This is a genomic window from Streptococcus sanguinis (assembly GCF_050234405.1).
In the GTDB taxonomy this organism is placed as follows: Bacteria; Bacillota; Bacilli; order Lactobacillales; family Streptococcaceae; genus Streptococcus; species Streptococcus sanguinis_W.
The window spans coordinates 143,986-156,218 of the sequence record NZ_CP092117.1 but is presented as its reverse complement, the minus strand read 5'-3'; the positions used below and the strand labels follow the sequence as shown (position 1 = coordinate 156,218).

12 protein-coding genes are annotated in these 12,233 nt (G+C 45.2%); all 12 read right to left on the bottom strand.

The window, feature by feature from the left end:
- Positions 1-16: 16 nt before the first annotated feature.
- Entirely contained in the window at positions 17-715 is a 699-nt protein-coding gene (locus MFP28_RS00860; protein ID WP_002894050.1) for a polysaccharide biosynthesis tyrosine autokinase, read from the bottom strand.
- 10 nt (positions 716-725) lie between these two features.
- Positions 726-1,421 (bottom strand): Wzz/FepE/Etk N-terminal domain-containing protein, encoded by a 696-nt coding sequence (locus MFP28_RS00855; RefSeq protein WP_002894051.1) that lies wholly within the window; start codon positions 1,419-1,421, stop codon positions 726-728.
- A gap of 7 nt (positions 1,422-1,428) precedes the next feature.
- Positions 1,429-2,160: a capsular polysaccharide biosynthesis protein Cps4B gene (gene cps4B / locus MFP28_RS00850; protein ID WP_002907775.1), complete on the bottom strand. Its 732-nt coding sequence runs from the start codon at positions 2,158-2,160 to the stop codon at positions 1,429-1,431.
- Positions 2,157-3,665, bottom strand: coding sequence for an LCP family protein (locus MFP28_RS00845; protein ID WP_002907774.1), 1,509 nt, complete (start codon positions 3,663-3,665; stop codon positions 2,157-2,159). The genes cps4B and MFP28_RS00845 overlap by 4 nt, the downstream gene beginning before the upstream one ends.
- A 205-nt stretch (positions 3,666-3,870) precedes the next feature.
- Positions 3,871-4,470 carry an anaerobic ribonucleoside-triphosphate reductase activating protein gene (nrdG, locus tag MFP28_RS00840; RefSeq protein ID WP_002899261.1) on the bottom strand — a complete coding sequence of 200 codons (600 nt, stop codon included), beginning with the start codon at positions 4,468-4,470 and terminating at the stop codon, positions 3,871-3,873.
- Positions 4,436-4,981 (bottom strand): GNAT family N-acetyltransferase, encoded by a 546-nt coding sequence (locus tag MFP28_RS00835; protein ID WP_002907772.1) that lies wholly within the window; start codon positions 4,979-4,981, stop codon positions 4,436-4,438. The genes nrdG and MFP28_RS00835 overlap by 35 nt, the downstream gene beginning before the upstream one ends.
- A 9-nt stretch (positions 4,982-4,990) precedes the next feature.
- On the bottom strand, positions 4,991-5,488 hold the full coding sequence (locus MFP28_RS00830) for a GNAT family N-acetyltransferase (protein ID WP_002907767.1): 498 nt from the start codon (positions 5,486-5,488) through the stop codon (positions 4,991-4,993).
- Positions 5,489-5,540: 52 nt separating this feature from the next.
- Positions 5,541-5,681 carry a hypothetical protein gene (locus MFP28_RS00825; RefSeq protein ID WP_002902050.1) on the bottom strand — a complete coding sequence of 47 codons (141 nt, stop codon included), beginning with the start codon at positions 5,679-5,681 and terminating at the stop codon, positions 5,541-5,543.
- Between the two features lies 1 nt (position 5,682).
- On the bottom strand, positions 5,683-7,878 hold the full coding sequence (gene nrdD, locus MFP28_RS00820) for an anaerobic ribonucleoside-triphosphate reductase (protein ID WP_002907758.1): 2,196 nt from the start codon (positions 7,876-7,878) through the stop codon (positions 5,683-5,685).
- A 222-nt stretch (positions 7,879-8,100) separates the two neighbouring features.
- Entirely contained in the window at positions 8,101-9,648 is a 1,548-nt protein-coding gene (locus tag MFP28_RS00815; RefSeq protein ID WP_002907757.1) for a hypothetical protein, read from the bottom strand.
- A gap of 359 nt (positions 9,649-10,007) precedes the next feature.
- Positions 10,008-11,543: a cardiolipin synthase gene (gene cls / locus MFP28_RS00810; protein WP_032916166.1), complete on the bottom strand. Its 1,536-nt coding sequence runs from the start codon at positions 11,541-11,543 to the stop codon at positions 10,008-10,010.
- A 194-nt stretch (positions 11,544-11,737) separates the two neighbouring features.
- The gene (locus MFP28_RS00805) at positions 11,738-12,217 is read right to left on the bottom strand and encodes an SP_0198 family lipoprotein (protein WP_002907755.1); all 480 of its coding nucleotides are present in this window, start codon (positions 12,215-12,217) and stop codon (positions 11,738-11,740) included.
- Positions 12,218-12,233 lie beyond the last annotated feature (16 nt).

The following is a 12,233-nucleotide window of genomic DNA, read 5'->3' as shown; positions in this document are numbered from 1 at the left end:
AACTCTTTAATCCCTATTATTTCCCATAATTGCCATAGCTGCCGTATCCCCCATAAGTTCCGTAGGCACCATAGCGTTCCAAATCAATGTTATATTTATTGAGGACAACACCCAAAAAAGGAGTTCCCGTTTGTTCTAACTGCTCTTTAGCTTTCATGACTGCTTTTCGTTTGATATGACCTGCTTGAGTCACCAAGAAGCTGGCATCGCATTTCTGAGCAATGATAGCCGCATCAATGACCAGACCAATCGGTGAAGTATCCACAATGATATAGTCATAACGGACACGTAGGTCAGTCAAAAGCGCATCAAACTGCTTGCTTTGCAAAAGCCCCGTCGGATTAGGTGATACTGGACCAGATAAGATCACATCCAGATTTTCCAGATCTGTATCGTTGATGACTTCATGCAGGGCAGCCTGTCCTGACAGATAGTCCGTCAGTCCTGATACTTTTCTCTGACTGCTAAACACACCGGACATGACTGAGTTGCGGATATCCGCATCGATCATCAAGGTCTTATGACCAGCTCTGGCAAAGGCGGCCGCGAGATTCACTGAGGTTGTAGACTTTCCTTCATTTGCCGTCACCGAGCTTATTTCGACCATCTTGATATTGGCGCCGCTCAGCTGTACATTAGTACTCAGAGCGTTGTAGTATTCCTCGGTTAGTTTGACAAGGTTCCTTTTTTTCCTAACTAATTCTAAGGTTGCCATTTTCTCTCCCTTACATTCTGTTCATATCTGGGATAACGCCCAATAGCGTCAAGCCCATGACTTCTTCAATGTCCTCTGGCTTCTTCACCCGATCATCCAAGATTTCTACCGCGATGATAAAGATCGACATCAGGACACTGCCCCCTAAAAATCCTAAGATAACATTACGCCGAATATTTGGTGAAGAAGGCTCTGCTGGGACTGTTGCTTCTTCCAAAGTTGTCACATCAGAAACTTTTGTCACTTCGATGATTTTCTCAGCAGCGATATTACGGAAGGCATTGGCAATGCGAGCCGCTTCCTCTGGATTGTCATCCTTAACTGTAATCGAAACGATACGAGTATCCGCCGGAACGGAAACGGTGATGTGACGCGTCAGCTCTCTTGGTGACGTTTGCAGTTTCAACTCACTAATTGCCTGTGACAGAACCGCCTGTGACAGAATGATTTCCTTAAAGTCCTTAACGAGGTAAGACCCTGCCTGCAGGTCCTGATTGGTCAAAGCTGCCTGCGTTTCGTTCTGACGACTGACCACATAGATGCGTGTGGTACTCTGATACATTTTCTTAGCAATAAAGACGCTGTAGCCAAAAGCCAGCAAAGAAAAGAGCACCGCTCCCAATACGATGGTAAATTTCTTCAGCCATAAGGCTCTCAGCAAGGACAGAATATCGATTTCTACGATTTGCTTTTCTTGTTTTTCCATTTTTCCCCTAAATCAATTCATTTTTCAATAATAATGCTTGGTTACCGCCAAAGAGGGCCTCTGCCCGGCGGGAACCGTATTTCTTAGCTACGATGTCAAAGGCCTCCTTCATAAAGGGCGGTCTCTGACTTAGATTGTGCATGTCGCTGGCAACAAAGTGGACCAAGTCCTTCTCCAAAAAGAACTGAGCCCGTTTTTTCATAAATTTATGCGAGTCTCCAAGCAGCTTAGGTTTTAGAACACTGGAGCTGTTAATTTGAGTATAGCAGCCCATATTAATGAGTTCCTGCACCTTCTTTTCATCATTTTCCAGGCAGTGATAGCGCTCAATATGAGCAAGGACCGGTGTTAGACCTAAGCGCAGAATCTGAGCCAAACCTTTATGGATGTCTTTATAAGGCGTTGCCATGCTAAACTCAATCAGCACATAGCGTGTGCCAGCTAGACTGGGGAAAATCCCTTTTTCCAACTTATCCGCCACATCGCTGGTGTAGTAAATCTCTGCCCCATAGAGAACCGTCAAGTCAGGCGCTACAAGCTCTGCTAGTTCTTTTACCATTTTAAAGTTAGCTCTAATGGTCTCTTCAGGCGTTTCAAACATGCCCTTTCTGCGATGAGAGGTAGAGATAATAGTCCGAACTCCCTGTCGATAGCTTTCTTCCAGCAGTTTTTTGGAATCCTCAAAATTCTTAGGACCATCGTCCACATCAAAGATAATATGAGAATGGATATCAATCATGGTGTTTTCCCTTCCATTACCTGCTGAATCGCTGCCTTAGCATTATCAAGGCTTTCCGGTTGGATTTCCATCATGTAGAGATTGGAATCTGGCATAGCATAGGATGGTAGATCCATACGACCGTTTCCGCTGATGGCTTGTGACTGAACTTGATAGCTTCCACCTGACTCCAGCTGGGTATTGACCAGATTCATAAGAACAGGCAGCTCCATATTGGTCTGGATAGAATCTTGCAAGCCGGAAATAATCTCGTTGTAGTTCTTCAAAGCACTGGTTGAAGTCAGCTTTTTAATGACTGCTTCGATAACTTTTTCTTGATTTTTTCCGCGGTCATTGTCGCCACCCTGAAGAGAGTAACGCTCGCGAACAAAGCCAAGGGCCTGATCTGAGTTCATATGGACTTTCCCTACTGGGAAATGATGATTGCCGTGTCGGCTGGTAAATTCTTGGTCATTTTCAACATCAATCCCACCCAGCAGGTCTACCAGCTTGAGGAAAGAAGAGAAATTCAGACGAACATAGTAGTCAATGCGAATACCGTAAAGATTTTCCAGCGTGTGGATAGAAGCATCTACCCCGTAAATCCCTGCATGGGTCAGCTTGTCCATCTGCCCAGCTCCTCCATCTGCAATCGCCACATAAGAATCACGAGGAGTTGTCGTCAAGAGGACTTTTTTGGTCTTGCGATTAACCGTCATGATGATATTGACATCTGAGCGTGAGACAGATGAAATCGAGCCATAGGTGTCAATACCGCTGACATAGATATTGAAGACATCTGCATTGGCATCATCCCTGCGCTTGCCTGTCTCTACTTGACGGGTGATTTTATAAGTATAGATTTTCTTTATCTTTGAAGCATAGTCAGCATCATGAGAAGCCAGCATGTCTCCAAACGAGCTATTGAGGGCAATGGCCTCAGTCTCTTGATTGATGAGGGCCTTGTAGGCTGCGATATAAGACGAGCTGTTTTCCACTGTGAGTTCTGTCTTTTTAGTCTTCTTGATGTGCTCCAGAAGAGCTGTCACATTGTCCTTATCCCCATTTTCAGTCGGAGCTGTCAGCTTCTGCAGCTGAGTCACATCTGATTTATCGCTGTCCGCCCGGACATAAACGGCCATTTCAATTTCAGAGTAATTTGAAGTGGAGTTCACACCTCTAGATAAGTCCATCAGCTCCTTGACCCCGTACATGGCTCCTGAGGATACCAGCAAGGTCACAAGCAAAAGTAAGGTTGTCAGAACTTTGAACTTATTTTTCCATACAAAGAAGGCTGCCAGTAAAATAACAGCCGCCAAAAGAGCAGACAAAATAAGGTTCAGGTGATGAAACGCCAGAACATTATTTTTAAATATAGAAAAAACAAGCAAACCTGAAACCAAGCTTACCAATGTCAGTAAAGCTGCATTAAAGAGCCTCAGCTTCTTCCCCTTTTTAGAAGCAGGCACATTTCTCCTATGTTGATTCATAATTCTCCCTTTTTCTCCCCTGAGATATAAATACATTTTATTATATCATAAATGCATTATGATACACTAAAATATTTAAAAATATTTTAGTTTTTCCCAAAATTTGTTGACAAAAAAGGACAGTCTGTATTAATTTTCGGTAAATTCTTTCTTTTCTCTCGAAAAACCGATATTTTATACTGTTTTTGACAACAGAAAAAAAGAGGTAAAACCTCTTTTATATCAGTATCTTACTTAGTTTTTAAAGCATCTTATCCCTGTCAACTTGCTCATAGGCCTGGAGGCCATCATTCAGCTTATCCCAGATGACTACCTGGCCTGACTGAAGGGATTTCTGCACATCAATGATGCGTTGATTAGAAGAGCCGCGAAACTGCAGCATGAGATTCTTCTTGGTAAGGTCAAAACGGCCGTCCACCAGAATATCAATCAGACTTAGCAGCTCCAGCTTATCCTCCGTTTCCAGCATCATCTCCTCCCAGGTGTAGCCCGTCCAGGACCAGATATCCTTATCCGGAAGCTCTCTCCGAATCCGCTTGACCAAGGGCAGGAGAATGCCCGTATTGAGAAAAGGCTCGCCACCTAGGAGAGTCAGTCCCTGCACATAAGGCTCCGCCAAGTCTTTCATAATCTGCTCCTCCAACTCTTGCGTATAAGGAATACCAGCGTTGAAAGACCAGGTTGCTGCATTATAGCAGCCCTCACAGTGGAACATACAGCCACTGACATAGAGGGAGTTACGGACACCTTCGCCATCCACAAAGTTAAAGGCCTTATAGTCAATGATTCGCCCCTTGCTCAGCTCCTCACTTTTCCATTCTTGAGGTTTGGGATTGTTCATCTTCATCCTCCAAATCAATCCAGTAACGCTGACTTCTGTCGATTGTATTTTCGTAAACACCACCAGCTGAGAGAATGGTGCGGCGGCTGGCTTCGTTGTCTTCATCGCAGGTAATCAGCACTCGTCCTAGTCCTTGCTTTCGAGCCTCTGCCAGTCCTAGCTCTAACTGCAACTTAGCCAATCCCTTTCTGCGTTGACTGGGCCGAATAGAATAACCAATATGCCCACCCTCCACAAATAATTTGTCATTTAAGGACAAGCGCAGAGCTAAAAATCCCAGAGGCAAGCCGGTCTCATCAAAGGATAAAAATTGGATGGCAGGAACCCAACCTGCTGGCAAGTTTGCCACATCTTCCTGCCATCTCACCATTTGTAACCAATCTTCATAATCCTTTGCTCGCTTCCAAGTGGAGCCCATGCCACCGTGCATATAGGATTTTGCTGCATCGAACTCAGCAATCATCTCCAAAATCGCATCTTTATCTTCCAAAGTTGGTCGTCTTAGCTCCATATTCCCTCCTTAATTGACATCAATCCAGTAACGCTCTTTCCCGCCTCGAATATCCTCTAAAGCTCCGCCATTAGCCAAAATCACTGCTCGGCTGGCAGCATTGTCACTATCGCAAGTCACTAGGACTCGTTTTATATTTTTACTTTTAGCCACTTGCAAGCCTTGTCGCAGCTGCTCTTTTGCGAGTCCTTTCCCACGCGCAGAGGGACGGATACTATAGCCGATATGCCCGCCTTCTTGGAGCAAATAATCATTGAGCCGCAAGCGCAGATTGAGAAAGCCCACAGCCTGACCATCTGCAGCAAAAGAAACCAGTTGAACGTAAGGCACAAAACCTTCTGGCAAGCCTAGACCTGCCTCAGCTAGCTGAATCGTCTCCAGCCAGTCCTCATAGACAAAATCTGCACCGCCAAAGAAGCCATCCTGTCGGCTGCCAGCCGCTTCAAAGTCAGCCAGCATCTCTAAAATCTTTTCCTTGTCTTCTAGTTCTGGTCGTCTCAGCTCCATAGTACCTCCTGATACGAAGAGAGTGAGACCGCCTTGCGCCCCACTCTGACTTCTATTGTTTCTTGTTCTTTTCTAAAAATTGCTGACGCAGTTTGGCTAATCGTTCTTTTTTGCTGCTGCCGCCCTGCGAATGTTTTTCATGGAAACGCTGCACCTGAGCCTTTCCTTTGTCATCCAATTGATACTTTCCCATCTTAATTTCCTTCGTACTTAATAGTCGATCCATTCATGTGCTTGACCCGAGCTGATATTTCCTTGTGACGGCCGTTGACCATTGGACGGGCTTGCGGATTTCCTAAGTAACCGCAGGTCCGTTTGACCACATCGACCATCTTGGGATCGCTGTTGCCACAGTTTGGACAGGTGAAGCCCCGCTCGGTCGGCGTGAAATCTCCCTCAAAGTTACACTTGTAACAACGGTCAATCGGTGTATTGGTTCCCAGATAGCCGACTCGGTCATAGGCATAGTCCCAGACAGCCTCCAGTGCTTTTGGATTTTGCTGAAGCACAGGGTACTCACAATAATGGATAAAGCCACCAGAAGCTCCCACTTCAGGATAAATCTTCTCAAAGTCCAGTTTCTCAAAAGGCGTTGGATTCTTGCGCACATCGTAGTGGAAAGAGTTCGTATAGTATTCCTTGTCAGTAATATCCGGAACGACCCCAAACTTCTCTGTATCCAAGCGACAGAAACGGTCGGTCAGGCTTTCAGATGGCGTCGAGTAGACAGAAAAATGATAATCATACTGCTCGGACCACTCTTCCACCCGGCGCTTCATATCTTTGACAATAGCAATCGTAAAGTCCTTGGCTTCTGGATTAGTCTCCCAATTACCGCCGTAAAAGACTGCTGCCACTTCATACAGACCGATATAGCCTAGAGACACCGTCGCACGACGGTGAGTAAAGAGCTGGTCAACCTGATCATACTTGCCCAAGCGCTGGCCAAAAGCCCCATACTGATAAAGAATCGGTGCATTGGCTGGACTAGCTTCTTTGGTCCGCTCCACTCGGTAGACCAAAGCATCTTCAGCGATATTCATCCGCTCGTTAAAGAGTTCCCAGAATTTATCCAAATCCCCCTCGGACTCAAGCGCAATCCGCGGCAGATTGACAGTAACGACACCTAGATTCATACGGCCAGAATTAACTTCCTGACCATTTTCATCCTTCCAGCCTTGCAGGAAAGAACGACAGCCCATCGGCACCTTGAACGATCCAGTTAAGTCGATAATCTTGTCATAGGAAAGGACATCTGGATACATACGCTTAGTGGCACACTCCAGAGCCAGTTCTTTGATGTCGTAGTTAGGCGTTCCCGGCTCAAGATTAAGCCCGCGCTTAAGGGTGAAAATCAGCTTAGGGAAAATTGCTGTGCGGTGCTCGCTTCCCAGTCCCTTGATACGGATATTAAGAATAGCCTTCTGAATTTCCCGCTCAAAACGATTGGTTCCCAGACCAAAGCCTAGCGAAGTAAAAGGAGTCTGACCATTAGAGGTAAAGAGAGTATTAATCTCATACTCTAGCGACTGCATGGCATCGTAGATGTCCTTCTTGGTCTTTGCCCAGGCGTACTCTTCCTGCTTATCCGGCAAAACCCATTGCTCCGCATCCTTGAGATGCTTTTGATAATTAAGCTCAGCATAGGGCGCCAAGACCTCGTCAATCCGATCGGCCGAACAGCCTCCGTACTGACTGGAAGCTACATTGGCAATGATTTGCGAGATTTGCGCTGTCGCAGTCTGAATAGACTTGGGACTTTCTACTTCTGCATTGCCAATCTTGAAGCCATTTTTCAGCATGCCGTCAAAGTCAATCAGACAGCAGTTTGTCATCGGCGTATAAGGGCTGTAGTCCAAGTCATGGTAGTGGATGTCCCCCTTCTGGTGGGCATTGGCCACATGAGGCGGCAGCATCTTAAGACCGATGGATTTGCCGACAATCCCAGCCGTCAAATCCCGTTGGGTATTGAAGACATCGCTGTCCTTATTGGCATTCTCGTTGACCACCGTACGATCTTTGTTGAGAAGCTTGTCAATGGTAAAGTTGATATCAGTCGCTTTTGAGCGCTCAAAATCCCGTTGGGTGCGGTAAGTGATGTAGTTCTCTGCAATGGCATATTCCTTGGCATTCAAAAGCTCATGCTCAACGATGTTCTGAATCTCATAGATTTTGACATACTTAGCGAAGCGACTGCTGATTTCTGCCACAATACGGTCTGTGATAGCTTCCAGCTTGGCTTCCAGCATTGGATTCAGCGGACCGACTTCCTGAGCCGCCCGCACCATAGCCTTATAAATCTTTGACACATCAAAAGCCACTCTGCGGCCATCCCGCTTCTCCACATAAATCGCTGGAGCAGTTTCAAACTTCTCTTCCCTTAAAATCATCACGAACACTTCCTTTTCTCTGCCCTTAGGACAAATCAAGTCTCCTCAGACTAGCCACCTGCCAAGAAATTTCTAAGAAATCTCCAACAGCAGTTCATCCAAAGAACAGTATTTTATCAATAAGTCGATACAAGACTCATTATAGCACGTTAAAATTAAAAATCAATATGTTGTGGCAAAAAAGTTATTTTTTCTTTTTATACACAACATATTGATTTTTTACTACTTAAGTTGATAAAGCTTGAAATGGTCGAGTTTGAGGTCAGCTTCCTTATAATTTTTGGAAATTAGCTGTTTCGCATCCGACAGCAGTTTGACATCATTGTTGACCAAAATATACTTGGGCTGGCTGTTTTCAAGTCCATTCTGAAGACCCAAACGATTTTCAGCCGTTCCCACATACAAAGTTGGAGACAAGAGAGAGACAGCTGATAGGCGGCCGCTCTTCTGATACAGACTAGCCGAGGTATCCCAAGCATAGATAGTATCCCCGTCCTTGGTCTTTTCCTTAATATACTGAGCCGCCTCACTTCTTTCAGCAGAGACACCGCTGGAAAAGATATACTCATTCACCAAAGGATAACCAATCAGATAAAAAATGGCTAAGAGTGGCAGAAAGAACTGGCCTGAGAGATAAGAAGTCCACATCGTAGGGCGACGACGATTCCGACGATGACGCCCTGATTCCTGCTGCTTGCCTTTATTGAACCACAAAGCAAAAAGAATCACGGCAAAAGGCAGAGCAGGAAGCAGTTGATAGCTGCCCTGATCTGGCAGGATAAAAGCCGCAAAGACAGTAATGAAGAGCCCTAGCAAGCCGATAAAGCGCAAGACGCGCAGGCTGGTTGCCTGCCCCTTTTCTCTTGAAAAGAGATTGACACCCAAAGCAGAAATGAAACCTAGACCGACCGTCAGCAAGCCATAATAAATCAAATTAGAAAGACTATGACTGCCAATTAAGCTGATGGAATCCCAAGCATAGGTCACCTGACTGATAGCCTGGCCAAAGGTTTGATTGGCAACAGTAAAGTAGCCGATAGGATAAAAAATCACTGAGAAGCCAAAGAGACCAGCTAAAAGCTGATAAAAGCCTCGAGCCGCACGCTTGGCTGCGATATTGTAGACCAAAAGCACTAGAGCAGTCAAAGAATAGAAGACTAGGCTGGAAACCGGATCAATCATAAAAGCAAGAGCTCCGAAAGCTCCATATAGAATGAACTTTTCATCCTTGATTGAATCCTGCAGATAGCGGACCAAGAAAGATAGATTCCAAAAAATAAAGGGCAGAACAAAAATACTAGAGTAAAGACCGCCAAATCCAAGGGCAAAGACTAGCAGGTAAAAGAGCAGCAGCAGGCTGCGCGATAGATTCTGTTTAGGCTGTAAGAGCACCAAGGTCTCGTGCAGGAAAAGTCCAGCCAGCCACAGAGCCAGCGTCTGAAAGATCATCCACAAAAGCTGTCCAAAAGCCAGACTGCTGGACCAAGCCATCAGATAGTAAAGCAGACCACTAGTCCCATATATTTGCGAATAAGGCACCTGCCCTTGAGTCATGGCCCAGCCGGCATAGAGGTTCTGACTTTGTAAATTCGTTGCTAGATTGGTCAAAAAAGGATTGACCACACTCAGCAAGCTGATAGCCAAACTGCATAAGAGCGTCAAAAAATAGGGCGTCGGCTCTGGCTTGGTAATTTTTTGCTCAGACCTTTCAGCCCTAGTCAGCTGCTCCTCTGAAACCTCTAAAACTTTTTCTTCCGTTGTATCATGCATATAAAATATTCTCCTTGATATCAGTCCCATCTAGTATATCAAATTCCTGTCCTTCTGTCAGCTTTCTCTTGACCCTTCTTTTGGGCATTATAGCTTCTAGCAAGCTCCTCCAATTCCCTAAAACAGCGATATTCTCTCGTTTCATAAGCAAGCGGCTGACTGGAAATTTTCTCCATTATCATCTTAAAAAATTCCTTTATTTTTTACATTCGTAAAAACAGAGCAAAAATCCATCCCTATATAAAAGCAAAAAGTGGAAAACACATCTCAGCACGATTAACAAAAGCACATACAAAAAAGTCTGAGACTTCCGCCTCAGAGTTTCTGTATATTTCTGCAGAACTTATCCTCCTCCGGCATTAGAGCATGGGGGCAAAAAGCTGCATGATTTCTTTAATAAGGCGACGATACCAGTTGCTATCAAGATTTTCAGGAAGAATTTCCTCAGAAGCCTCAAAAATGGCTTCAAAATCTTCCTTGATAGCTGGAATACTCTCCGTATGGTACATCAGGACTGCATTTTCATAATGATGCACTAGACTGCGGTAATCAAAGTTAATCGTCCCTACCACGGCAAATTCATCATCGGCCACCACATTCTTGCTGTGGATAAACCCTGGCGTGTACTCAAAGATCTTAACCCCTGCTTCCATCAGATCCGGATAGGCTCCGCGAGTGACAATCTGAATCAGCTTCTTATCCGGAATGAAAGGAGTCACGATGCGGACATCCACTCCCCGCATAGCAGCATTCTTGATATCCTCCGTCAGGTCGTAGTCAATGATCAGATAAGGCGTGGTAATGTAGACATAGTCCGTAGCCTGACTGATGATATTTTGATAGACTGTTTTGCCAACCTGACCCTTATAAATAGGCTTAGGCCCGCTGCCATAGGGAATGTAAAGCCCTTTGCCTCCGACAGCTTTATTTTCCAGATGGTACTTGTCAAAGTCTGTGATTTCCCCGCGGTTGATGTACCAGTTCATGAGAAAGAGCCGCGTCAGAGCCTTGACTGCCCGACCTTCCAAGCGCACACCGCCATCTTTCCAGTGACCAAAACGAACGATATGATTGATATACTCGTCAGCCAGATTGATGCCGCCAGTATAGCCAAGCTGACCGTCAATGACCAAAATCTTGCGGTGGTCACGGTTGTTATAGGATACCGTCATCCGCGGGATCACCTTGTTAAACTTATAAGCCTCGATACCCATTTTGCGCAGCTTACGCGTATAATCGCCTGGCAAAGTGGCCATGCAGCCAATATCATCATAGAGCAGTTTGACTTCAACGCCCTGCGAAGCTTTTTCGACCAAGATTTCCAGAACACTGTCCCACATCAGCCCTTCATCGATGATATAAAATTCCAGAAAAATGAATTTCTCAGCAGCCCGCAGATCAGCCAGCATGGATTCAAACATCTCCTCTCCGATAGGGAAATAACGAGAAGCTGTACCGTCATAGACATCCGCATTATTGTCCATACTCAGCAGTGATTTGATAATACCGTAGGCCGACTTGTTTTCTTTTTTTAGCTGGACACGGAGATCATAGCTGTTGTCCTCACGAAATTTCATGGAGTCCATATTTTCCAGCTGAATCATTTCTTTTTTAGACAGCCGCCGCTCACCAAACATCAGATAAAGCAGGAAGCCAAAGACCGGCACGACGGCAATTAAGAGCCAGGTCACCTTGCTCTCAGGCGGCATATTGCGGTTGACAATCGCTAAAATGGTCCCAATATACAAGAAGACAATCATCGCCACTGACAGCCAGTTGGGTGCAATCTCATTAAAATAGAAAAACGCAACAAAGACAAAGACCAGCTCCAGCAGCATAATAATGATGCTGAAACCGTATTTTGACATTAATAAGCGGAATTTCCTGAAAGTCATACACTCTCCTATCTCATTGCATATATTCTAGTATAGCAGTAAAATTGCCTTAAAACAACGTTTATATCAATGCAAACTGTATTTCTGATTGATAAAAATCTAAGTACAGCTTTTGAATATTAATATCCTCTATGTCGCACTGCAAGATTACAACTAATAAAAGGAAAAGCCCTATTCAAGACAGGGCTCTTTCATCATTGTTTCGTAAAGACCAGTGTGTCATCATCATAAGGCTCTTGGGAAAGGTCTTCGATAGTCAGCTGATTGCCCTCAATGCGATAGCGCTTGACATCATCTCCGATGATCATGGTCTGGTTGGTAGCATCAATCTGAACCTGCTCAATTTCCTGCTCACCATCCGCCTCAACCTTGGTCAGCTGGCCAGTAGTTCCTGAAATCTGCAAGGTCAGCTGATCGCCTTCATGACTTGTCTGGTAGCTGCCATCTAGCTCGCCATTGGCTGCTTGCTCGGAAGAGGATGCTGAAGCAGATGAACTGTTATTGGCCTCACTAGACGTGCTAGCTACTGACGAAGACTCTGCTGGCTTACCGGAAGCGACTGACTGAGACTGAGAGGAAGGTGCCGTCTGGTTCTGATTAGAACCGCAAGCTGCCAAGGCCAAAACAGCCGCAGCAGTTAGACCCGAAAAGATTAACTTTTTAGAAATTGCCATAGTGTTCTCCTTTTTC